Annotated in this window: 18 protein-coding genes; 4 read left to right on the forward strand and 14 right to left on the reverse strand. The window is 63.3% G+C overall.

The genetic code is table 11. The annotated features are described in order from the left end of the window. Window positions 1-23: 23 nt before the first annotated feature. The 4 genes from ACTJI1_RS11655 to add are packed head-to-tail and all read right to left on the reverse strand — an operon-like array spanning window position 24 to window position 4,647. Window positions 24-1,655: an ABC transporter permease gene (locus ACTJI1_RS11655; RefSeq protein ID WP_440742769.1), complete on the reverse strand. Its 1,632-nt coding sequence runs from the start codon at window positions 1,653-1,655 to the stop codon at window positions 24-26. Further along, window positions 1,655-2,488 (reverse strand): ABC transporter ATP-binding protein, encoded by an 834-nt coding sequence (locus ACTJI1_RS11660; RefSeq protein WP_440742770.1) that lies wholly within the window; start codon window positions 2,486-2,488, stop codon window positions 1,655-1,657. Before ACTJI1_RS11660 ends, ACTJI1_RS11655 begins: the two co-directional genes overlap by 1 nt. 31 nt (window positions 2,489-2,519) lie before the next feature. Beyond that, window positions 2,520-3,593, reverse strand: coding sequence for an ABC transporter substrate-binding protein (locus tag ACTJI1_RS11665; protein WP_440742771.1), 1,074 nt, complete (start codon window positions 3,591-3,593; stop codon window positions 2,520-2,522). Between the two features lie 10 nt (window positions 3,594-3,603). Then, a complete protein-coding gene (gene add / locus ACTJI1_RS11670; RefSeq protein WP_440742772.1) occupies window positions 3,604-4,647 on the reverse strand; it encodes an adenosine deaminase in 1,044 nt (347 codons plus the stop codon). Window positions 4,648-4,783: 136 nt separating this feature from the next. Here add and ACTJI1_RS11675 point away from each other — a divergent pair, with 136 nt between their 5' ends. The 4 genes from ACTJI1_RS11675 to ACTJI1_RS11690 all read left to right on the forward strand — a co-directional run bounded on the left by ACTJI1_RS11675 (window position 4,784) and on the right by ACTJI1_RS11690 (window position 10,027). Beyond that, on the forward strand, window positions 4,784-5,794 hold the full coding sequence (locus ACTJI1_RS11675; RefSeq protein WP_440742773.1) for a LacI family DNA-binding transcriptional regulator: 1,011 nt from the start codon (window positions 4,784-4,786) through the stop codon (window positions 5,792-5,794). A gap of 137 nt (window positions 5,795-5,931) precedes the next feature. After that, window positions 5,932-6,600 (forward strand): winged helix-turn-helix transcriptional regulator, encoded by a 669-nt coding sequence (locus ACTJI1_RS11680; protein WP_440742774.1) that lies wholly within the window; start codon window positions 5,932-5,934, stop codon window positions 6,598-6,600. Then, the gene (locus ACTJI1_RS11685) at window positions 6,597-7,004 is read left to right on the forward strand and encodes a hypothetical protein (protein ID WP_440742775.1); all 408 of its coding nucleotides are present in this window, start codon (window positions 6,597-6,599) and stop codon (window positions 7,002-7,004) included. Before ACTJI1_RS11680 ends, ACTJI1_RS11685 begins: the two co-directional genes overlap by 4 nt. A 302-nt stretch (window positions 7,005-7,306) precedes the next feature. Then, complete coding sequence (locus ACTJI1_RS11690) at window positions 7,307-10,027, forward strand: AAA family ATPase (RefSeq protein WP_440742776.1); 2,721 nt, start codon at window positions 7,307-7,309, stop codon at window positions 10,025-10,027. A gap of 8 nt (window positions 10,028-10,035) precedes the next feature. Here the strand turns inward: ACTJI1_RS11690 and ACTJI1_RS11695 are convergent, their stop codons facing one another. The 10 genes from ACTJI1_RS11695 to ACTJI1_RS11740 all read right to left on the reverse strand — a co-directional run bounded on the left by ACTJI1_RS11695 (window position 10,036) and on the right by ACTJI1_RS11740 (window position 22,528). Further along, entirely contained in the window at window positions 10,036-10,434 is a 399-nt protein-coding gene (locus ACTJI1_RS11695; protein ID WP_440742777.1) for a hypothetical protein, read from the reverse strand. Window positions 10,435-11,041: 607 nt separating this feature from the next. Then, window positions 11,042-13,930: a DEAD/DEAH box helicase gene (locus ACTJI1_RS11700; protein WP_440742778.1), complete on the reverse strand. Its 2,889-nt coding sequence runs from the start codon at window positions 13,928-13,930 to the stop codon at window positions 11,042-11,044. 337 nt (window positions 13,931-14,267) lie between these two features. Beyond that, entirely contained in the window at window positions 14,268-15,107 is an 840-nt protein-coding gene (locus tag ACTJI1_RS11705; protein ID WP_440742779.1) for a hypothetical protein, read from the reverse strand. A gap of 160 nt (window positions 15,108-15,267) precedes the next feature. Then, the gene (locus tag ACTJI1_RS11710; RefSeq protein ID WP_440742780.1) at window positions 15,268-15,711 is read right to left on the reverse strand and encodes a single-stranded DNA-binding protein; all 444 of its coding nucleotides are present in this window, start codon (window positions 15,709-15,711) and stop codon (window positions 15,268-15,270) included. A gap of 111 nt (window positions 15,712-15,822) precedes the next feature. Beyond that, on the reverse strand, window positions 15,823-16,293 hold the full coding sequence (locus ACTJI1_RS11715; RefSeq protein ID WP_440742781.1) for a hypothetical protein: 471 nt from the start codon (window positions 16,291-16,293) through the stop codon (window positions 15,823-15,825). Further along, a complete protein-coding gene (locus ACTJI1_RS11720) occupies window positions 16,290-16,694 on the reverse strand; it encodes a hypothetical protein (protein ID WP_440742782.1) in 405 nt (134 codons plus the stop codon). Before ACTJI1_RS11720 ends, ACTJI1_RS11715 begins: the two co-directional genes overlap by 4 nt. Next, window positions 16,694-18,499, reverse strand: a complete 1,806-nt coding sequence (locus ACTJI1_RS11725; RefSeq protein ID WP_440742783.1) for a type IV secretory system conjugative DNA transfer family protein — start codon at window positions 18,497-18,499, stop codon at window positions 16,694-16,696. Before ACTJI1_RS11725 ends, ACTJI1_RS11720 begins: the two co-directional genes overlap by 1 nt. Beyond that, window positions 18,496-19,944, reverse strand: coding sequence for a hypothetical protein (locus tag ACTJI1_RS11730; RefSeq protein ID WP_440742784.1), 1,449 nt, complete (start codon window positions 19,942-19,944; stop codon window positions 18,496-18,498). Before ACTJI1_RS11730 ends, ACTJI1_RS11725 begins: the two co-directional genes overlap by 4 nt. A gap of 1 nt (window position 19,945) precedes the next feature. Further along, window positions 19,946-21,478 (reverse strand): SCO6880 family protein, encoded by a 1,533-nt coding sequence (locus ACTJI1_RS11735; protein WP_440742785.1) that lies wholly within the window; start codon window positions 21,476-21,478, stop codon window positions 19,946-19,948. A gap of 3 nt (window positions 21,479-21,481) precedes the next feature. Continuing rightward, window positions 21,482-22,528, reverse strand: coding sequence for a hypothetical protein (locus tag ACTJI1_RS11740; protein ID WP_440742786.1), 1,047 nt, complete (start codon window positions 22,526-22,528; stop codon window positions 21,482-21,484). Window positions 22,529-22,530: the final 2 nt, after the last annotated feature.

Raw genomic sequence — 22,530 nt, forward strand, 5'->3', positions numbered from 1 at the left:
ATGTGGTGGATGAAGGTGCGGTTTTAGCCCGCGAATCGCCGTGCCGCGCGCTCGTGGAGCAGCGCCACGACCTCGTACAGGACGATCACTGTCACTGTCACCGCGACGACATCTGCCCACAGGCGGGAGTAGTCGAACGTGGTTGTCGCGGTGGTCATGGCCTGGGCGATGCCCGTGCCCGTTACCAGCCATTCGGCGACGAGTGCCCCGAACAGCGCAAGTGGAATGCTGATCCGGGCGGCGTTCAGAATGCCGGGAACAGCGCCGGGGAGCCGGACGAAGCGGAGGACGGACCAACGTCCGCCGCTAAAGACAGTCACGACGTCGATGGTCGAGCGTGATCGTTCTTCCAAGGCGGTGACAATGATGATCATTGCGGGGAAGAAGACCACTAGGAGGCCGGTGACCACGATGAAGGCCGGCCCCCGGCCGCAGATCGCAACCAAGAGGGGAATGAAAGCGATCTGCGGCACGCACTGCGAGGCGATGAGTAGCGGCAGCCCAAGGCGCAGCAGCACCGGGAAGCTGACCAGCACACATCCAGCAAGGAGGGCAGCGGCCATGCCGACGACGAAGATCATGCCCGTGTCGCGCATTGTTGTCAGCCAGTCCGACAGCAGTGCGTTGCGGTGATCCGCTGCCGCTTCGTTGCTGACGAGATAGTTCACGACATCGATGGGCGATTTGAAGACAAGCGGGCTTGCGCCGCCGAATGTGATCAACGCGAGCCAAATTACGATGAGCGCGAGCGCCGGGGTCAGGAACTCAAGCGCACGGCGCAGCGGGTTCACGCCCGGGCCGGCGGCGAACGATGTTTGTGCCTCAACTGGCTCTGCTCGCAGCCAGCGCCCGACAGCGGTGATGACAGCGTACAAAGCACCTCCGAGAACGGTGGCGACAATGGCGATTCCCCACGTCTGGGCGGTTTGGAGCTTCTGCTGGCTCACGACCAGGGCAACACCGAGCCCATTCTCGGCGCCGCTGAACTCAGCGACCAGCGCACCCAGAAGCGCTCCTGGTCCTGCGATGCGCATCCCTCCGATGATGTACGGCAGCGCGGACCGCACTCCCACCTTGAGCAGGATCTTCAGTCTTCCGCCGCCGGCGCAGTAGACGATCGCGGCAGTGTCGGCAGGAGTCGCGCGGAGACCGGCAAGAGTGCCGATGAGCATGGGGAAGAAGGAGAACAGGAAGGCCATCGTTATGCGAGTGGGTTGTCCGGGACCCTGAAGGCTCGAGATGAGAGGCAAGAGCGCAGGAAGGGGCAGGCAGTAGATCGCCAGGCCAACCCGGGACACGGACCGCTCCAGCAGTCCGGTCAGCGAGCCGATGGCCCCGAACACGAAGCTGACAACGACCGCGATAGCAAAGCCTTCGAGCGCCGTTACGAGGGTCGGCATGGCGTTGCTGAGGTAGAAAGGGAAATTGGCAACCAGGTCCCCGGCGACCGCTCCAGGGTTTGGAACTGAGGCAGCGGGAAGAACACCCGAGATCGCGACGATCCACCACAACGCCAGCGCGAGCGCAAAGCCACCAACTGTCCAGACGACCGCCGGCACCTGCCGTTCCGCCCGAGACTCGCGGGGAACCTTTGGCCGACGGGGCGAGCCGGACGGCGCAGCTCCCTGCCTGCGGGTAGTCTCGATCGTTGTCATCAGGCGCTCCGCGTGACCGGCTCGGTGGGAGCAGCACCTGCGGCGTCCTCGAAAAGCAGTTCGCTGAGCTCGTCGACCAAGCGGTGGAATTCCGGCGTTCGCATCATCTCAGGCACGCGTGGCCGCGGCAGATCGATGGGCACCATACGCAGGATGCGGCCGGGACGCGGCGTCATCACCACCACGACATCAGAGAGGAAGATTGCCTCTGACACACCGTGCGTCACCAGCAGCGTGGTCGCAGGACGTTCTGTCCATATTCGCTGGAGTTCCAGGTTCAGCCGCTGCCTGGTCATGTCATCAAGCGCTCCGAAAGGCTCGTCCAGGAGCAGAACTTCCGGTTCAAACGCGAGGGCCCTGGCAATCGAGACACGCTGGCGCATGCCGCCGGAGAGCTGGTTCGGCCGAGACTTCTCGAACCCGCGGAGGCCAACGAGGTCGATGATGTCCTGAATGGTCGAGCCGTCAGGTTTCCGCCCGGCTACCTCGAGAGGCAACCGGATATTGTCGGTCACGGTGCGCCAGGGCAAGAGAGCCGAGTCTTGGAATGCGACCCCCAGTCGCCCGCTCTTGCGGGCGACTGAGGGGCTGCGGCCGTTGATCGATACGTTTCCCGACGTGGGGCGGTCTAGGTCGGCGAGGAGCCGGAGAATGGTCGACTTACCGCAGCCAGAACGCCCGATGAGGCTTACGAACTGATTACGCTCCACTGTCAGGCTCACTCCGCCGAGAGCGTCTGTCCGCCTGCGGCGGGCAACGAAGGCCTTCGTGACGTCTTCGAGCTGGATGCCGGCGGGCGCCGTGGCGGGTGATTGGTCTACGTGTGCAGACATGACGAGCTCCTTCACTCCGGGGTGGGGACGGTCAGGGCAGCTTCTTCAGCTCGGGGTGTTCCTTGTACACCTCGTTCAGCAGGGAAAGGTCAAACAGATCGTTCGCGCTCGTCTTCACGCCGCTCAGCGCAAGGGTTTTCACGGTGTCCTTTTGAAGTTCATCCGTCACCGTGAGGATGCCGTTCTTTTCGGTGTCGGGCGTCTTCATCAGCGCAACCTCCGCCTGGTTAGCGGCTACCTGGTTGTCGAGGTTGAGCTTCAGTGACTTGCCGTACTTATTCACAGCCAGCTCCGCTCCCTTTTTGGGGTCGGCGATGTCCGCGCGCCAGCCCATGATGTCGGCAAGCAGGGCGGCCTTCAGCACGGCACGGTTCTTCGAAATTTGGTCTGTCGACGCGACGTACGTTTGGGTGACCGTGGCCCAGTGGAAGTCGGAGAACATCATCACGACCGGGTTCTGCCCGGCTTCCTTCAGGCTGATCGGCGAGTTCGTCGAATAGTCCAGGATGCCGTCCACTTGTCCTGCGACCAGCGGAGCCGGGTCGTACTGGAATGGAACGATATTCACGTCACTGTCCTTGAGCCCATTGACCTCCAGGAAGGCCTTCATGAACGGCTTGTCGGCATCAGACACAGCGATCGTTTTGCCCTTGAGATCGGCAGGAGTCTTCAGCGGCTTGCCGGCAAGCGACACAATCGCACGCGGGTCCTTCTGATACATCGCTCCGATGACCCGGAACGAGGCGCCGTTCTTGTTTGCACCGACAATCTCTGTCGGCGAAGACACGCCGAACTGGGCAGTTCCGTTCGCGAGCTGAGTGAGCACCGAGACGGCCGACGGGCCGCCGGAGATGAACTTGACCGAGGAGAACCCGGCCTTCGTGTAGTAGCCCTCCGTGTTAGCGATGTACGGACCCGCCTGGGTCACGTCGTTGAGCCACGAGAACGCATAGTTCAGCTGCCCAAGGTTACCCTTCGAGGTGGCGCTGGAGCCAGCGGATGCGCCCGAACACGCTGACAGCGCGACCGCAATCGCCGTCACCACACCGAGGCCGAGAATCGTCTTGCGCGTCTTGCCCCATCGGGAGCGGGACTTCATTGTCATTGTCGTGTCCTTACTTGTCGTTGGTGCCGTAGGCGACCGGGCGGAGGCGATCGAGTTCAGCAATGAACTCGGCGCGGAGGCGTGCGACGGTGGCGTCGTCCGCAAAGCAGGCGTCAAGGCCTGAAAGTGCGTACTTCTCGGCATCCTCGACAGACCAGCCCAGATGCGCAGCTGCGTCGACGAAGCATTCGTCGAGTTCTGGACCGATGAGGGCCGGGTCATCGGAGTTGACGGACAGGTTTAGCCCCGCCGCCGCCATGGCGGCGAGATCGCGACGGCGACCTTCCACTTCGAGGGCAGGCTCGTCGACGAACCAGCAGGCGGAGTAGGGAATCTGCGAGTCGACCGTGCGAGCAAGGAGTTGTGGATCGAGCAGAGCCGCATACCCGTGGTCGATGCGGTCGACCTTGAGGAGGTCCAGGCACTCCACCATCTCGGTAGAGTCACCATGCTCCCCGGCGTGAGCGGTGAGCCGAAGGCCGGCGCTGCGAGCGAGGTCGTAGGCTTCAACGAACTCTGAGGGCCTACCAGCTAACTCGTTGGAGTCGAGGCCAATGGCTACGACCTCATCATGCGGGTGCGCAATCACATCCTGCACCAACCGCACGGCAGCCTCTCCCCCGAGCTCGCGATTGATCGCGACGACAACTCGCGACACAACCCCCGCGGCCGCTTCAGCCGCACGGGCACCAGCCAGGATCCCGCCAATCATTTGGTCGTAGCTCAGCTCCGGATGGTTTTGCGGATTGAAAGCAATCTCCCGGTAACGCAGCCCGCCGCGGGCGCCGACCGTCAAGCTCTCGTACGTGACCGCTTCAAAGTCCTCAGGCGTCTGCATCGAGCGCGAAACGGCCACATAAATTGCCAGACCCTCATCGAAATTGAGGAAGTGATACCGGCCGTCCCCGACTCGCGCACCGGCGGGAAGTGTCACACCATTGCGCTCGGCGAGCGCGACTGCCGTGCTCGGCGGCACGCACCCCTCCAGGTGACAGTGCACCTCCGCCTTGGGCAGCTGACGGAGGTAATTCGCGCTGAGAATCGGGTTTTCCATGCCAGAGACAGTGACACACACCCGACGCCGTGTCAACACAATTGCGTGACTTTGTTTCTTTTGTTGCGTACGCAACACCGATCGGTATAGCCTTAGTCCGCGCAATGCGCCGCCATTCGCCGGAGGGGTTGAGCAGATGAGTATTCAGCAGGTCGCGAAGAGTGCGGCCGTCGCGCCGTCTACTGTGTCGAGGTATCTCAACGGCACTCTCGTCCTGAAGGGAGAGACCAAGGAGCGGGTGGATGCTGCCCTGGAATCAACCGGCTACGTGCACCGCCCTCGAGCCAAGCGCACCCCGCCAAAACGCAGCCCGATCGTGGGCATCATCGTTCCTGAGCTGACGAACCCCTACTTCGCTGTGCTCGCCGAGGAGCTCATAGCGGCTGCGGATCAGCAATCGCTCTCCACCGTCATTTTTTCCGCCACGAACCTTCCCGGTAACGAACGGCAGTACGTCGAGTTGGCCCAGCGCCTGAGCTTGAACGGGCTCCTCTATTTGGGCACCACATTTCGAAATGATGCGCTCGACGAAGCGATTCGCGCGAACTTCCCGCTGGTGGTCGTGGACGAACCGCAGGATTCGGAACTCGAGACGAATACCGTCTTCCAGGACGACTACTCGGGAGCCTTCCAAGCCGTTTCCTACTTGGTGGGGCAAGGACACCGCGATATCGGTTTCATCGCAGGCTCTAACATGCGAACCACTCAGGACAGGCTTCGCGCCTACGTTGATGTCCTCCGTCAAAACGGCATTGACCCCGATCAGCAATTCCGCGGCACAGGGTCATTCACGGAGGAGTACGGGGCGACAGTGCTTGCGCAGATCATGGCGTCAGAGCGTCGCCCCACCGCCGTGTTCGTGGCCAGCGACATCATTGCAGTCGGACTTATCGTTTCGGCGTCGTCGATGCGAATCCGGATCCCCAGCGATCTCTCTGTCGTCGGATACGACGACATACCCGCCGCTCACCATCTCACGCCGCCGCTGACCACCGTCCGCTCGCCCCTCCCCGAGATGGCGCGCGCGGCCGTGGACCTGCTCGTTGAGGCCATGAAGCATCCGGGCATGCAGCCGCGTCACGTAGTTGTCCCGGTCGGCATGGTCATCCGCGACTCCGCAACCGCGATGAGCCACGTGACCGCGTAGTGAGCTCACGAGAGGCATCACGATAGCCGAAGACGGTCAAGGTTGACGTGGACATTCGACAAAAGCCAGGTGTGCGCAGGCAGCTGTAACGCTCGGCGGGGAAACCCCGGAAGCGGGCACCCCGGTACCCTGGGGCGATGACCCATGAGGCCCTCCTTCAGCGCGGGGCGAGCACACGGCACTCGCTCGCCGAACTGACAGGGCTCAGCTTGCCGTCCACCTCCCGCATCGTGCGCGAATTGCGCGACGAAGGGTATCTCCTCGACGGGCGCGACCACCTCGCCAAACGCGAGAGCCGCCGGGTCGTCACCAACCCCGCGCTCGGAGTCGTAGGCGGCCTCGATCTCGGCGGGCGATCGATAGTCGCGGTGGTCACTGATCTTGCGGGACAGGTCTTGGCCGAACGCCGGCAGGGCGGCCGCTACGACATCGAGAGCGCCGCCTCGGCCGTCCACGACGCCGTGGCGTGGATGACGCCCTGCCAGCGCGAATCGCAAACGAGGGCCACGTTGCGGACGCACACCTCAGTGGGCGCTCTTGAACGGGGCGGGGACTCGTGCAGGCGCTCGATGTGTCGTCGTCTCGCCGTCGGCCCGGCCAACGACTCGGCGATGTCACTGGCGGCGGAGATCGATCGCGGGGCGGCAACAGGGCTCAGTGACGTCGCGCTGCTCATGGTCGGCGCATCGCTCGCCGCGGCTTTCACGTCGGCGGCCGGATCCTTCGCGGGGCTCATGGCGCGGCGGGCCAGGTGCCTCGGCTCCCCTTCGCCGGCGGGATGTGACCCGCCGAGCGATCACTTGTGATCTCATCCACCGGGCAGGCGCCCGACGAAGGCGCGTTCTTGGACGCTCTGGGCACTGTGAACGCGGGCATCGTCGCGACCCTCGATCCGGAGGCTGTCGTCTTCGAAGGACTAGTTCTAGTGCTCCCGACGATCGAGCCGCTTCTGCCCGCTCTCGCCGCGCGCCTGGCCGACGCCCACCTGCACGCCACAACGTGGCGACATGGGCGCAACTACTTTCGCAACCTGCCCTGCGCCGAACGACCCGGCTGGTTCACGGGCGACAAGGCCATCTCGCTCATCGAGCAGCGCTGCGCCGGGGCCGAGCCCGTCGCCGTCAGGCCTTCAGGACGTTTGGTGCGTCGTCATGGGCGTAATTCCGATTTGGTCGCGGCACGGTGCTGTCAGACCACGGAGAAGCCTTAGGACGGGAGCGAGCCGTAGAGCCAGCGGCGGCTGGCGACACCCGATCGGCACGCCAACGCCGGCGACGATCCCGAGCCAAAGCGTTTTCTAAGAGAAGCACGGAAGGGAAGGAACCGAGGAAGAGCAACGACAACAGGGAACGACGAGATGGAAGGGCGAACGGACAGAACGAGAGAGCCTACGAGCACGCAGAGGTAAGGCCTACACCAAGAGCCAATGCACGTAGGCACTCTTCGAGATGTGCGCGCGAGGTGCGCGCCAGAATGAGCGCGTAACCGGAAGTTCTAAGTGTGAGAGGTGGAGTGGCGCGCTGGAAGCGCGGGCAGGCAGCGCAGGGGGTGAGGCAGGCGGTGCAGTACGCTTTCGGCGGGGTCTGCGACGCCACTCTCACGGCCAAGACCGCCGACGGTGTCCTCGCTGCGGCCGGCTACGCAGACGCGGTGATGACCCGCTACATCGTCGAGAACGGCGCCATCCGTGACGACCTACTCACCCGCTCGCAGTTGAAGGATTGGGTCGACGGTGTGGACCCGCTCACCCGTGAGCGGCGAGGCCGGGATCTGGAGTCGCCGGTCGCTGATCTGATTCTGGATGCGACGATCAACTCGCCGAAGTCGTTCTCGATCGCGGCGATGCTGGACCCGGAGTTGGCGGCCGCGTACGAGGATCTGCAGGACCGGTTGCGGGATCGGATCATCAAGCTCTGGCAGACCGAGCTCAACGCGCGACGCGGAAAGCAGGGTTCCATTCGGGAGGAACTGGTGCGCATCGAAGTGGTCGAGCTGCGACACGAACGGTCTCGTTCACTGGATCCGCATAAGCACCGCCATCTGTGGTTGAACGTCAAGGTCCAAGGACTCGACGGGAAGTGGTCGAACGTCGACACTCGCGTTGCTCTCCGATTCCAGAACATCGTGAACGCCGAAGGCGACCTTGCCTCTAGGACCGACCCGACTTGGATCGGCGCGCTGGCTTCCAGGGGCTTCACCCTGAACTCTGACGGGGAGATCGCGCAATTGGAGCACGTGGTGCGACCGCTATCAAAGCGCGCGGTTCAGATTGAATCGAACAAGGCGGCACATCTCCGTCAGTGGATGGAGCAGCACGCCGGCGAGCAACCTTCCTCCAGCGTATTGGCCCAGATCGATCAGTGGGCGTGGGCAGCGGACCGGCCGAACAAGCCGGGCCAGTTGAACGAGGGGGATTGGGCGTCGATAGTAATGGCCGAGCTTTTGGCTGCTGATCCGGAACTCGGCCGCCCCAGGACCGCCGTGGCGGCACCATCGATCGGCATCGAGGCGCTCGATGTCAAGCTGCTTGCGGCAAAGGCTATCGTCGACGCGGACGGGAGGTCGACCAGAACGGGAGGTCGATTCAGCGACATGGACGTTCGAGCAGGGGCGATCCGAGCAGTGTCCGCAACTGGCGTCGTAGCCGATCGAACACAGCTAGCTGCGGTAGTCGACGAAGTGTGCTCGTTCGCGATCCGGACGCACACGGTCACCCTCTTGTCCGAACCGGACGTACCTCGGCATATCAAGAGCAGGATGGCGACCTCGACAGCGACCCTCAAAGCAAGTGTCGCTCGGCAGATAGAGTCGCTTGCTGCGCCCGGAGATGTACATCCGCTAGGAGAGATCACACGACTTGCAAGCTTGATGGAGCCAGAGCGAACCCTGGATCGGGGACAAGCGAGCGGCGCCTCGTCGGTTGCGGGAACTGACAGGCTCGTTGCGGTCTCGGGCGCCGCTGGAAGTGGGAAGACGACAATGCTCAAGGTGGCGGGAGCCGCCCTTCGTAGTCGCGGTCGGAACATGATCATCGTCGCCCCGACGAAGAAAGCGTCTGCTGTCGCGGGCCGCGAAGCCGAGAGCTCTTCGTCATCGCTCCACCAGCTGCTGTATGACTATGGCTGGCGGTGGGGCACGAATCAAGCCGGCGCGACAACATGGTCGTGCTTGCGAATCGGCGAGATAGATCCGGCAACCGGGGCTCGGTACTCGGGGCCTCGAATTAACATCCGCGTTGGCGACCGAATCGTTGTTGACGAAGCCGGCATGCTCGACCTCAAAGCCGCGAACGCGCTCTTGGAGATCGTCGGTCGAACAGGGGCGAGTGTTGCCCTCGTCGGAGACCAGCGTCAAGCACTTCCTGTCGGCCATTCGGGTGCCATGGCTCTCTTCTGGCGTCGTGCGACCCGGCAAGTCGAGCTCGACATCATCCACAGATTCAAGGATCCCGCATGGGCAGGTTTGAGCCTCAGACTCCGCGACCCGGACAGCCGCGAGGCCGCAGAAGTTGCTTACGAGCTCGTCCGAACCGGCCACGTCCGGATTTTGGAGAATGAAGTGGCCGCGCGCAACGAAATGGTAGCGGCATGGTTTGACGCAGCTCAGACCCGGCAGACAATTGCCCTAATAACGGCGACGCATTTAGAAGCTCAAGCGGTCAGCGAGGAGATTCAAGCGCGTCGCATCGCCGACGGATCGGTCGACGTCACAAACGGCACCTCTGGACAGTCAGGTCAGCCTATATTCGTTGGAGACGTCGTGCAGACGCGTCGCAACGACAGCGCTACGGACGTGCAGAATCGCCAAAGCTGGGTGGTGAAGCGCGTCACAGCCGATCATGTGATGCTCGCATCTAACCGAGATTCGACTGACGTGAGAAGGATCAGCCACGAGTATGCCGGCTCACACCTCCACTTGGCATACGCGACGACGGTTTACGGCGTGCAAGGTGAAACAACCGACTTGTCTTTTGTCGGCCCCGGCGTCGATGCCGCGGGTCTTTACGTCGGTCTCACCCGGGGCACGCAGAACAACGTGGCGGCGGTCATCGCCGCTAACCAGGCATCAGCGATTGCTGGCCTAGTTGGGACGATGCGGCGGGAGCCTGCTGAAGAGACGGTTGAAATGTCGCGTGCAGCTGCGCGAACTGAGCTTATTCGGGCGGCGCGGCCTCAAAGCGATCCAGTGCAAGCGGGCGCCGTCGATTCGTTCACCGGTCAATCGTTGCAGTGATCTCACCGTCAAGTGATCGCCAGCCCGCTCTCTCGGAGCCGGCGGCCGACGCGATTAACACCATCGAGGTTCCCTCCCTGAGCGTCAAACCGCAGGAGCGCTACGCCGGCGGCGTCCGCCTGGTCTTGAGCCTCAGGCAGCACACCACCTGAAAGGAAGACCAGGGCGTTCCGCCCGTCCCCAGCCGCAGTGTTCTTGGCCCAAAGAACTAACTCTGGGTCCAGATTTCCGCGGCGATTATCCACCCAGGCCAGATAGCGGCCGCTATACAGATGGCAAACTTCGCGGGCTCGATCGGCCGCCACGACGACATCATCCGCGCCCATGAAGACCATCCAGTCGCGGCAGAGTTCGATAGCTTCCTGGTCCGAAGCCCTCCACGGCTTGGGAGCTGGTGGTTCAAGCATGCATAAAGTGTGCACCGAGCCACCGAGGTTCCGTACCGACGTCGGTAAATCAATATGCGAAACCGCCGCAAATCGGGTCTCAACAGCGCGTTCCAATGAGCAAAGTGTCCTTGTGACATTGTCAGACTTCTTCGCCTTCTTGGCGCTCGTAGTCGCGGCAGCCAGCCTTGCATGGCAGTTCGCGCGCTCTCGTCTCGACCAGCCGATCATCGTAGTGACGGGGGAGATTCGATACATGCTCGACCTTGATTTCGACCCCGATCGGTGGGAACTGGTCGTAAATGTGTACAACGTAGGTGAACGACCAGCGACAGTGCTCGAGTGTGGGTGGGTGTTTGACCGAGAGGATCGATTCGTTTCGGACGAAGAGGCTGAAGGCCCGTCACGCCTAGAACCGCACGATCACCTCGAGATGGTCATCAGTAAGCCACTTGACTACGAGTGGCCCCGTAGCTTCGCTGAGCCGTTCGCGAGGGTGGTACGTCGGCCACATCGTTGGTGGACGCGAAGGCCCGGCGAGGCTACCCGCACCGTTTACGGGAGACCTCAGAGACCGATCGTTACACAGGTTGAGGTTGATGATTAGCCTGTCCACGCGCTCGCGCAACTATAAGGAAGCGCCGACAACAGCCCTTACTCGAGAAAGGATGGTGGCGTAGTCGTCCGTGGGAAACGGCTCAAGCGCGGTCGCAGAGCTCGCGTCGAATTGAGCGAGGATTGTTCTACGCGTTGGGTTCGACTTCACCGTGGCGGCGAAGGCCAGTTTCACCGGGGTGTCGACACCCTTTTGCAGACAGGAGACGGCTGTCTCAGCGACCGCGCGTTGATAAGGGCTGTCCCACTCGAAGGTCTCTAGGCACATGCTCGTGAGTAGCTGCATGGCGTATGACAACGTCCTGGGCACGAGGGTGAGTACAAGCTTTCGCGCTCGATCGATGTTCACGACATCGGGTACACGGATCTCCGAAATCGAAGCTTCGATGTCTCGAAACTGCGACCCGTCGATCCACGCGCGCGCTCCCCGGTGAGCAGCCCGCAGTCCGTCACTAATCGAACCGGAGCTCGTCAGCTTCTCGATCTGGCTATAGTCACCGCCGGCGAGGTCTCGGCACACATCTGGGTACATGTCGAGCATGGCGATGGTCGCAGTGAGCCACTCTCTGGTCGATTTTGGTTTAGCGGGTGAAAGCTCACGTCCGAATGTCTCTACTTGGGAAACAACTTGAGGAGAAAGCCCGCTTTGCCCTGATACCTCCAGAGCGATCGCGGAAGCGGCCGACCAATCGATGCTTTCGACGGTAGTGACGAGCTGCTCAAACTGGCGCTCGAGAGTCTCGAGCGTGCCCGTCTCCTGTGCTCTATAGAAGGCGAAGGACCTCCTGAGCACGTTGACGTTCACCCGAGGCCTGGACTCACCATCCATTACGAGTAGTCGGTTCAGCCCGTAAGCCTCGTCAGTGGTCAGCCTGCTCGCGGCGAAACGGTCCAGGACCCTTGAGAGAGGATCCGAGATCGTAATGCACCTATCGTCGTCCGGTAAGACGGCGCGCAACTTCTGCTGGAGTTCCGCATCAAGACTTCCGTCGACGTTCAGGGCAACTTGAGGCTCCGGGACGAGGAGCACTATCCCGTTAGCCAAGTGACCTGCTCGTCCCGCTCGTGCCGCCGCATTGAGGATTTCGTGCGCCTCAAGTTGCGTACGTTCGCGCGTATCAACGTTCATTCGGTGGTCTCCCGAAAGAATGGCTATCTGGGCCGGTAGATTCAGGCCCTGAGCTAGTGTCGGCGTAGCGACGATTGTGCGAGCGCCATCGGGACGCCTGAACAACATCTCCGCCAGCCTGCGCTCATGTCTCAGCAACTGACTGTGGTGAGGAACCGCATCCGCTGTGGGGTCGACAAGGGAAAGCTCGGGCGACCCTATCTCGTCCACAATTTCGTCCCAAAGCCTCTGCTCCAGGCGCGTCATTTCGTGAGAGCGAGCGGTAAGGCTGGAAATATTCGCCGCAACTGAGACGGCCCATGGCCTCGTGTTGACGAAGACGATGGTCTTGAGGCCTGCCTTTGCCGCCTGAGAGGCAATTGCGCTCGCAACTCCATTCGTGTTCGGAAGCAGCCGAATGGAACCACCCTCGAGCTTCCCACCCAGTTGAACCGGTTCTGGCAGCAGTGGCAAGGAGCTCACATTCGCCGTAAGCCGCCCGTTGCCGTCCAGGTAAAGCCAGTTGTGAACTAGGCCGAAAATGGCAAGCGCTCGTACCTTGAGCTCTCGCAGCGCTGCGGCGCGTAGCGACTTGGCCCTTCGACCGTCCGCGCGATCATTCGCCGCCTGCGTTGCCAGGGCACTTTGTGCAGCACTCTCAAGTTCACCCCGCGAATAGGCGACCACTCCACGCACCTGGCGAGTAGGTTTCCACAACGAGTCTTTGAAGATGCATGGACGCGAGGTGACAGCTTCGATCCACCTCGCGAGCTCCTTGCCATTTTCGACCATCGCTGACATGAGCACCCAATCGGCCTGAGGTGCGGCATCTGCGACCTTGAGCAGCGAGAACATGGCATCGATGGACCGACGGACTCCCGAGTCCGGGCTGAGTAGATGGCATTCATCGAAGATCAGCAAGCCAAGGTTTTCGAACGCGGAGGGCGCGAACGAAAGTAGTGCAAGGCACCGCTCGGGAGTCATCACCTCAAGCTGGGACAACTGCTCCGACACGAATAATCCGTCCAACGGATTCGAGCTAAGTCCCGCCACATCATCGAAGACTCGGCCCAACTCCTCTGTCAGCTGTTCAACCAGCGCGTGAGTGGGGGCGAGGAACACAACCTTCTGGCCGGCCTGCAGCGTCGCAGCTATCTTTGTCATGACGACGCTTGTCTTGCCTGCGCCAGTCGGCAGCACCAAGACTGCCGACTTGCCGCGATCTTGGAACCCATCGTTGAACAGCAGATCGAAGTGATTTGGCCATACGAAGGGCGCAACTTTGGCGCGCTCCGCGAGCCAGGCCGACCAGAGACGGCCGTCTGAATCGCGAGGCGGTGGGACGTTCACCAACGCGAGTCGACGAAGGGTTCCCATTGTCTTGTCCAACAGAGTCGCCAGCTGATGTGGACCGGGAAAGCCCGTGGTGAAGGAACGCGACTCGTCGACGTTCGTTTCGCGAGTTGTTAGAGAAAGAACATTGTCCACGATCGAAGCGGCAGACCTCGAGTCGAATGGCTCCTCGTTGAGTAGCTCAGCGGCGAATTGTTCCACCGATGTCAAGAGCTCATGGGCGAGTGACCACTCCGCAATCTCGGCCAGACGCTGACCCTCGATTGTGCGCCTGCCTTTGCGCTTCTGCCCATCCCGGTAGATGCGCAGAATCCGGCCTTCCCCCAAGTTCTTTATCGCCCGGCGCAGCAACGCGACAACCTCTGGATCGCTTCGATGGTCAAGTCGTTTTGCTGCGTCGCTTGCATCCGCGAATTGTTCTGCGATGAGGAAGAGCAGCACCGCGGAGACGTCTGGAGCTAGCGAATCGCGTGTAAGCGTGCGAGCGGTCTCCTCCTCAGGTGCGGGCGATAGAGCAGCAAGCTGCCGAGCGGTGGCAGCGACAAAGGCGCTGGGACGGCGAGTCAGGGGGTCCGACGAGGTAAGAGCTATTAGCTCATAGCAGTCCGCCACGGCGCCGAGGTCCCACGCACCCAAGTTTGAACGAGGTGTGCCTTCTGACAGGGCGAGGCGGTGAGCGGTGAGTTCCGAATATAGTCGCGCCAGTTCTGACGGCAGCGAAGCGCTCGGCAAACCCTCCACAGAGGGAGCGGACTGAAGCAGCGTCGTTGTTTCAGGGTCAAACATTCGAAGACACGCCGCCTTCGACTGGCGATCTCATCTGCTCGAGATACTCGATCGCCAATGCGGACACGTCCGCGAACCACTTCCGCAGGTCGTCATCCACAACCAAGACCTCTCCGATTCGGCGCCCCGCCGGCACGCGTTTGATGGCGTCATACCCTTTGAAGAGATTCGTGCGACGTCGGTCGGTGTCATGGCTCTGCTCGACAGCCAAGCTCGCCGCATACGCCCGATTGTCTGGACCGATAACCCGCTGAGCCGCCAGCGTTGCTTGGGTTCCGTCAAGGCCGAGCTGTTGAAGTAGCTCTGCCGCCGTTGCAAGAACCTGCCTAGTTCGATTCCCCGCTTCGTGGTCAAGAAACGCTGGAATAACCTTGTCCCTGAAGGTATCACGCGGGTTTTCACTACATTTGGCTTCGACGATGGTGACTAGTTCGATCTGAGACGTGGCGGCATCCCAGTCGATCAGTAGGCCGTCCAAACCTTGAGTCGTCGCGGACAGATGTGGGCTGAGGCTAAGTCGTCTTGGATGCGACTCCGCCCAACCAGCCATCCACACGATGCACTCGAAGACGAGACCGTCGCGGTGATACGTGAGGGCGTCGCGCTGCTCCTTAGTGGATCCGGTCACCGTTAGAGCCGCAATCGCTTCATCGATGAGCGCCTCGACCGTAGGAAGGGGTGCCACCGCGACCCCAGTCGCCTTGATTATTTCTGCGGCGTGCGATGCCTGGCCAAGGAAAATTATGGCGATCATCTGAGCTGCTGCTCGTCGATCCGGCACCAATAGTCGCTTGCCGACTCCAACACTACCTATGGTCGCGTTGGCTGCCACGATTGCATTCGCTGCCGCAGTCTCCCCCATACACCCGGACCTTTCTGGGCGCGAGTTTACAGGCGATGAATGCACCCTTCACGCTTGGCCGCGCGGCTACGACAGAAGCCACTGGGCAAAATTCAGGGGAGGCCGAAACCGGCCTCCCCTCCCACTCCAGTCAGCTGAGTGAAGCGCTGCTGCGCTCAGCCCCGGGAGTAACGGCCGGCCCGGTCGCGGATACGTCCGGGCCGTCAGCTTTTGGGGCGCGGCGGGTGACCTCTGCGGTGGTGTAGCGGAGCGAGGGGCCGACGCTGTCGGCGACGACTTCGGTGGCGGCTCGGGGTTCGCCGGTGGCCTGGTCGGTCCAGTGGCGGAACTCGAGATTGCCGTTGACGATGACGGTGTCGCCCTTGGCGAGGCTGGCGCGGACGTTCTCGGCGGTGCGGCCGAAGACGGTGGTGCGGTGGTACTGGGTGTCCCCGTCGACCCACTTGCCGTCTTCGAGCTTGCGGTCGGTGACGGCGACGGTGAACTTGGCGAACTTGGTGCCGTTCTGTGACTCACCGTAGTCGGGGTCGGCGACGAGGTTGCCTTCGATGCTGATCGGGACTCGTGTGCTCATGGTTCTTTCCTTTCCTCTGGCGCCCACATGATCGGGTCGCTCTCACTTAGAACTTCCGATTCGAAGCCGCAAAATGCGCGCAGACGGCGCGCATTTTGGCACCGTCACCAGCTACGAAATGGCGTGACTGTGGCGGATCCAGTCGGCCCATTCCGCCGGGAGGGCGTCGTCGCCGGTTTGTGTGAGTTCGGTGTGGCCGTTGTGGCATTCGCCGTTGTACCAAGTCGCCAGCCTGGGAAGGGCGACGGCGAGACGTTCGTGCCAGCCGATGGGTCCGTAGCCTGCGTCGAGGCTGTCGTAGGAGACCAGCCAGGCGGTGTGGAGGGCGGAGAGTTCCTCGACGAGGGCGCCGTGCTTGAACCAGCAAGGCGGGATCTTCCGTGTTGCGATGTTGTAGCGGTGGGTGAACCAGACCACCCAACTCCGGAGGTCGGTCCAAACCTGCGGGGCGTCTTCTTCTTCCAGGGTGCGCCAGTTGACGACGCGGATGCCGAGCATCCCCGGACTCTGCCGGGGTGCTTGGTCTCCCCAGCCCTCGGCGAGGGAAGCGACGAGGTCGTCGAGAGGGATGTCATCGCTCATTGCTGCTCCAGGGAAGCTTCTATGTAGTGCGCGATCTTGGCCTGTAGCCGAGCGATCGCTTGGACGGAGGCGGTACGGCGGGAAACGAACCCGGAGAGCGCGCGGTCGCGTTCGATTAGCTGGTGCACGTACTCGTGGCAGCGCGAGTGCAGCGCAGTCAGGTCCTCGTGGCGCTCGTGGGCGGTCCAGCCATGCGGGGTCTGGGTGACGCCGCGGTAGTCGAGGTGGTGCAGTTCGAGTGAGCGGGAGCTACCGGCGCCTAGGCAGAGGGCGCAGCGGATGGTGCCGTTGCGGTGTTCTTCATCGAGGAACCAGCGGTCGCGGCGGGCGAACCAGGCCAGCGAGTGTAGGTATCGGACGCGGTAGGTGTTGTCTCGGGAGGGGCGGCGACGGTTGGACATCAATGTCCCTCTCCCGCTGTTCCTCGGCGGTCCAGCGCGGCTTGATACTGTTCGGCAAAGACGACCTGCTGGTCGATTTCGGTGAGCCTTTTGTCCGCGCTGACCTGACGGGCGTCGTCGCGGTCGTTCCAGCCGCGCAGGTCGAGGAGGATTCCGCGACGGTTCCGGTATGCGAGAAGTCCGACGGTTTCGGGCATGCGGCGGATCTCGTCGAGTGTCATCACGGGCACCTTCTCGTTCTGTACGTTCGTGGATGACCCGTTGTCGTTGTAGGAGTGCCCGGTGCTTCGGATCCGCCGCGTCCCGAGGAGAGATTCGATGTCGCGGAGGTGGTCAACGTCGGACGCGCCACCGAGCAGGAGCTTGGCAGTGGCGGCGGACCAGATCGTGTCGGCCTCGGACCGGGACCACGCGGTCTCTGCTTGGGAGAGGGCTTGGAGGACGACGATGGTCGAGATGCCGATGCCGCCGCCATCGGCCATGATCCGCGGCAGTGCCGGCCAGGAGAACATGTTCGCGATCTCATCGAGAATCACCGCCAGTGGGAGGTCGAGGCGGGAGCCGGGTGAGGCGAGCGCTTTGCGGCGTGCGGTCTCAACGATGTCGTCGAGGACCGCGCCGAGGAAACCGCCGACCGAGCCTGCGCCAGCGCCGGTGCCGACGAGGTAGAGGCTGTTGGGTCCGGCGAGGAACGCGTCGAGGTCGAACTGCTCCCCCGGCCCAGGCGTCATAGCGCTCCGGATCGCCGGGATGGACAGCGGGCGGAGGGCGCCGAAGACGCCGAACCAGGTGTTGGCCAGGAGCTTCTCGTCGCCGTTGATGATCGCGTCCAGGTCCTCGGACCAGCCTGGCGTTCCTTGGTTGGCGAGCACGCTGACGGCTTCACGCGCGATCCTTGGGTTGGATCCCCACCGCGCCAGCGCGTCCGTGCCGCGGCCCGAGACGGCGGCGGCGTGCAGCAGCCGGGACAGCACGTTGGAGGACACCTGCGCCCATTCCTGGTTGGTCTTGGACGCGCCGAGGGCGGTGCCGGCAATGATCGCCTGACCGCGCTGGTCCGCAACGAGCGGATCCTCACATCCAGCCACCGGCGAAATTCGAAGTCCGGAGCGAATACCCGTGAGCTCTTGAGGGTCAAACACGGTAACCTCGCCGACCCGAGCGCGTTCACGCATCGTGACGGAGAGGTTGTCGTTGCGCGTCGAGGTGGTGATCAGGGGGCCGTCCCAGTCGAGGATCGCGTTGATGATGAACCGGTAGCCCTTACCGGAACGGGGCGCACCCTCCACGACGATCGAGTCCTCGATCGACACGTAGACGTCCTGCCCACGGGCGCTACCGACCTTCCACCCCGCGGAAGCCGGCGACGGATCGATTAGCGACGGGCGAAGGATTTTGGCGCGGTGTAGGGCTTTGCGCGCGGAGGTGTACTTGCGGACTTCGCCGGGCTTGGCGAGCCCGTCACGCCCCCGGAGATCGCGGATGAAGTACCGGTCGGACTGCCGGTAACGAAGCCACCAGATCACTGCGACTGCAATCGCGCTGAGAAGAAGGAAGACAGCAAGCAGATCCAGGACGCGGATCAATGTCACGGGAGCCGTGCATCCGGGCACTAGGGCGAACCCGCTTGGATCGCCGCTTATTGCCAGTTGCAGGCCAGCGAAGACACTCCCCGGCTGGCCGCCACCGTCACAAGTCGTGGTGATGGTCGCGCTCGCGACGCCGGTAGCTAATACGCCCGCGACGACGATCGCGAACAGGCTGTAGAGGGCAACATGCGTCCACGAGGAGCCGTGGGGTCTCATGCTCGTTCGCCGCCCATCGCGTCGGTGCGGAAGATGCCGAGTTCGTAGTCGGTGCAGATGTTGCGGACCTTGGCGACCCGGTCCTGGCCGATCTGCCAGAGCCCTTCGCCCTTATGCAGCTTGCGGACCAGGTCGGCTTGGGTGTCATTCCAGCCCAGAATCTCCCGCGACCGGGCAATCTCCCCCGAGTGCTGCGCGTACGAGATCCGGGTCTCGCAGTCCGCGAGCAGTCCAAGGGCGCGAGAGTGGAGGGCGCTGTTGCGGTCGCCCAGAGCGTCGAGGTCGGCGACCCGGTGCAAGAGGTACCAATTAGAAGTGCCGAGATGGCGGGCCACCTTCTCGTCCTCGACCCGGTCGGCGAGACCGTCGCCGCCGGAGACGTCGTTGAGCAGCTCGACCGCGGCCTCTTCATGGATGATCACCCGGGCCTGGCGGTTGGCACCGAGGGAGGAGCGGCGGATCCAGTTCGCGGTCGCCAGCCGGGCCAACGCCTGTGCTTCGGGCGAGGCTCCTTTCAGTGCGGAGGTGTCGACGACCATCATCGGAGCGTCGGCGTCGAAGCGGACGGTGGAGGGTCCGTCGAAGAACCCCGTGAGGTCGCCAGACACCATCCGGCGCAGCGAGTGCGCGAGCCGGTGGCCGGCTTCAACCACCTCGAGAGGCTGGGTTTGGTCGGGTTCAACCAGACGGTCGTAGACGTGCGTGATGGTGACGGTGGACTGGCCTCGGAGCGCATCCAGGGCGACGTCGAGGGCGGTGTGCTCGACCGGTTCCAGGTTTCCACCCTCGCGGAGGCGGCGGATGATCGTCTTCACCGTCGCCCGCCGGTACTGGAGGACATTCTGGTTCCAGTCCTCATCCGAGAACGACGCATCCCGCGGGCCCTCGTCGAGCAGGTTGATGCGGGCGGCCTTGCCGGGGCCGACGGAGATGGAGGTGCCGCCGACGTAGGCGGCAACGCGCACCCACTCCCCGTTCGGGTCGTGCGGCACGGCAATCTTCCGGCCCAGTCTCGCAAGCCGCGATGACCAGGACTTGGCCAGCATCGACTTCCCGGTCCCCTTCACCCCGAGGATCGCGACCGAGTGAGACCGGACCGCCTCGGCCGAGTAGGCGTCCCACGGGTCGAAGCAAAATGGCGCCCGCGAGAGGAGGTTCTCTCCGATGTACGCCCCCGTCAGGATGTCTCCGGTCTCAGCCAGGAATGGATACGCCCCGCCTAGGACCTTCGAGGAGCAGCGGTGTGCGGGCGGAGTGGCGCGCAGTGGGCCACGCAGGTTGTGCGCCTGCTTCCAGCCCCAGGCCGGCATCTTCGACGCCGGCAACTCCGCCGACTGGAGCTTCCAGCTCGAGGTCTTGTCCGCCAGGGCGGTCTGGCGGTGGCGGTCGTTGGCGCCGGGCTTTTCGTTCGCGGGGATGCGGCCGATGACTGCTGACTGCTTCATCTCATTCCCCTTCCAGCGGCACCGGCAGCGCCGCGGTCACGAACCCCGCGGCCTGCTGACCGGACATCGATGCAAGGACGAGGCGGGCGGGGTGCGAGGCCTGCTCGATGTCCGTGCGCGCTTTCGTGAGCGCGTCCTTAGACTCGGCGGAGATGGTGACGAAGCCGCGGTATTGGACATCGCCGAACCCGTCGACGAGGTCGTGCTCCCGCACAGCGAGGTCTTCCTCCTCGCGGAGGTGGGTGAGCGGGATCCGGGAGGACAGCTTCATCCGGATGGTCGCGGCGGTCTCCATGTCGGACTGGGCACGGTTCAGCTGGGCCAGTGCCTTGTGCGTGGCCACCGGTCGGACCTGGAGCGTAATCACCCGCGTGGCATCCCCGGCGTAGAGCAGCGGTTCAAGGAAGCCGGTGCGGACGTCGGTGCGCGGCCATTCAGCGACCCAGAACGTCTGATGCCAGGACTCGTCGACCCGCATCGAATCCCAGCCCTCGTCGATCCCCATCACCGGCGATGGCGCCGAGACGATCTCGGAGTCCTGCTCGCGCCGCGTCGCTGCAGCGACCGGATCCGCGGACAGCGCGTTCAACTCGTCGAGCTCGTCAGCGGTGAGCCAGCCGGCCGGAGTGAGCCGGGCGTGCTCCATCGAAGTCTCGATACCCGCGACGCGTTCCTTGAGAACCGCCGCCAGACCAGTGAGACCCTTGCCAGCGTCGCGGATGGCGCCATTGAGGGCGGCGGTGTCGAAGGTCAGAGTGATGTAGTTGGTGAACCCCATCGATCGCTTCGCCGCCGCCTTCGTCAGCGCCCAATACTGCTCGCGCAGCTCCACGCTCACCTGCGGGCCAAACTCATCCTCGCGGGCGACGAGGTAGTCCTTCAGCTGCGTCGACGACGCACGGTCAACTCGGATCCGGATCGTGGTCTCCCGCACACCAGGCAGGTTCTCCAGCGAACTGAGCCATTCGACGAAGCCGTCGTAGGCGGCCTCTTGGGTGCCCTTGTCCCGCAGCGCCCACGCTCTGGAGCCGACTCGTACAGTGACGGATGCGAGTCGGCCGCGGGCGTTGTAGATGAATCCGCCGGCGCCCGGGATCTGGATCACCTGGACGTCGCCGAGCGCTCCGGGAAGCAGGAACTTGGAGGTGACGACGGGTGCCACTGCGGCCACCTGGGCTTGGCCGACGTTCAGGGATGCCATGGTCACCCGGAGCCAGACGTCGCGGCGGAAGGCGGTCTGGCCGGTGAGGCTGCGGTAGGCGTAGCGGGCGGCCTGTGCGGCGATGACGAGCACGGGCTCACGCCGGTAGGAGGCGAGCGCGAAGAACACCACCAGAGCAACGAGCGGGAGCATCACCCAGAACGCGTTGGGGTTGATGAACAGCGTTGCCAGCAAGATGGCGACGGCGGCGCCGATGACGACGAGTTGGAGGAAGGTGAGGCCAAGAAAGATCCCTCGTCGTTCCCGGGCGGCGAAGCGGACCCGGGGTGCGCCCTCGTCGGTGAGGATCGGGTCGGCGATGAAGGTGGTCATGAGTTATCTCCCAACCTTGATGACCCGCGCGGCCGAGCGGACCGGAGCGGCGGCGGTGTTCACGCGCGAGAACTGGTCGCGCACCGAGAACCGATGGTGAAGAGCTGTGCCGACTTCGGCGCCGGCGAAGGACACGAGCTTCGTCGCCCACAACGGGGAAAACGAGGCGGCGATCACGGCCCCGGCAGCGACGAGGATGACCCCGATGCTGAGACTCGCCTTTGTCAGCTCCACGGCGAGGAGCACGACGCCGGCGGCGAGTGGTTTGGCGATCAGCAGGCCGATGGTCAGGTTCATCCATCGTTGTGCCCACGCGGTGAGCTTGGGCTGGCCGATCATCATGAGCCCCACCGGGGCCATCGCCGCCAGGGCCAGGAGCCCGAATTCGCGGATCGACATGGCGATGAAGAGGAAGAGCGAGGCGATCATCATCAGCCCGACTACGAGCAAGGCCATCACGTACTCCCCGACCGAGGCAGGACCTTGGGCACCTTGGGTGGCGATGGTGAAGATGACGCCACCTTGGGTGAATTGGGCGTTGTGCATGACCGCGTTGGGCGCTTGCCTTGTGACGTCCAGGAGCCCCACCACCCGAAGGAGCCCTTTGCTGAGGTCGCCGCCTTGGACGGTGGAGGTGAGGCTGGTGGTCACGGCGTCGGTGACTCCCGATGCCGTCTGCATCCCCCACACACAGATGGCCGAGAACGGGATGGCGAGGGCAGCGCCGGCGGCGGTGCGCCCAATCCGTGCCCAGTCCTGCAAAATCATCGCGATCCCGATCTGCACGAGCGCGACGATGAGAATGACAGGAGCCGTGACGGCGATCCAGAAGAGGAACTGCGAATGGGCGATCTCCCAGCTGCTCTGGTCGATGTTGGTGTTGAACGAGCCGGCAATCATGGTGGCGATGAAGTCGCCAAGGTTTCGGATCGTAGAACCCATGAACTGGGCGACGGTTTGTGAGGCTTGGCAGCCGAAATCGGCCATAAAGCAGCCGTAGTTCGGAGAGAACGGGTCCGGCGGAGCAGCAGCAGCAGCAATGGCGAGCATGA

The organism is Leifsonia sp. 22587 (genome assembly GCF_052044215.1).
Taxonomy (GTDB): Bacteria; Actinomycetota; Actinomycetes; order Actinomycetales; family Microbacteriaceae; genus Leifsonia; species Leifsonia shinshuensis_C.

What these genes read in the sequence shown, in the direction of transcription:
- ACTJI1_RS11735 (WP_440742785.1), bottom strand. Translation starts at nt 21,478, where the DNA reads ATGACCACCTTCATCGCCGACCCGATCCTCACCGACGAGGGCGCACCC.
- ACTJI1_RS11720 (WP_440742782.1), bottom strand. Translation starts at nt 16,694, where the DNA reads ATGTCCAACCGTCGCCGCCCCTCCCGAGACAACACCTACCGCGTCCGA.
- ACTJI1_RS11665 (WP_440742771.1), bottom strand. Translation starts at nt 3,593, where the DNA reads ATGACAATGAAGTCCCGCTCCCGATGGGGCAAGACGCGCAAGACGATT.
- add (WP_440742772.1), bottom strand. Translation starts at nt 4,647, where the DNA reads ATGGAAAACCCGATTCTCAGCGCGAATTACCTCCGTCAGCTGCCCAAG.
- ACTJI1_RS11730 (WP_440742784.1), bottom strand. Translation starts at nt 19,944, where the DNA reads ATGAAGCAGTCAGCAGTCATCGGCCGCATCCCCGCGAACGAAAAGCCC.
- ACTJI1_RS11725 (WP_440742783.1), bottom strand. Translation starts at nt 18,499, where the DNA reads ATGAGACCCCACGGCTCCTCGTGGACGCATGTTGCCCTCTACAGCCTG.
- ACTJI1_RS11715 (WP_440742781.1), bottom strand. Translation starts at nt 16,293, where the DNA reads ATGAGCGATGACATCCCTCTCGACGACCTCGTCGCTTCCCTCGCCGAG.
- ACTJI1_RS11680 (WP_440742774.1), top strand. Translation starts at nt 5,932, where the DNA reads ATGACCCATGAGGCCCTCCTTCAGCGCGGGGCGAGCACACGGCACTCG.
- ACTJI1_RS11695 (WP_440742777.1), bottom strand. Translation starts at nt 10,434, where the DNA reads ATGCTTGAACCACCAGCTCCCAAGCCGTGGAGGGCTTCGGACCAGGAA.
- ACTJI1_RS11660 (WP_440742770.1), bottom strand. Translation starts at nt 2,488, where the DNA reads ATGTCTGCACACGTAGACCAATCACCCGCCACGGCGCCCGCCGGCATC.
- ACTJI1_RS11675 (WP_440742773.1), top strand. Translation starts at nt 4,784, where the DNA reads ATGAGTATTCAGCAGGTCGCGAAGAGTGCGGCCGTCGCGCCGTCTACT.
- ACTJI1_RS11655 (WP_440742769.1), bottom strand. Translation starts at nt 1,655, where the DNA reads ATGACAACGATCGAGACTACCCGCAGGCAGGGAGCTGCGCCGTCCGGC.
- ACTJI1_RS11740 (WP_440742786.1), bottom strand. Translation starts at nt 22,528, where the DNA reads ATGCTCGCCATTGCTGCTGCTGCTGCTCCGCCGGACCCGTTCTCTCCG.
- ACTJI1_RS11710 (WP_440742780.1), bottom strand. Translation starts at nt 15,711, where the DNA reads ATGAGCACACGAGTCCCGATCAGCATCGAAGGCAACCTCGTCGCCGAC.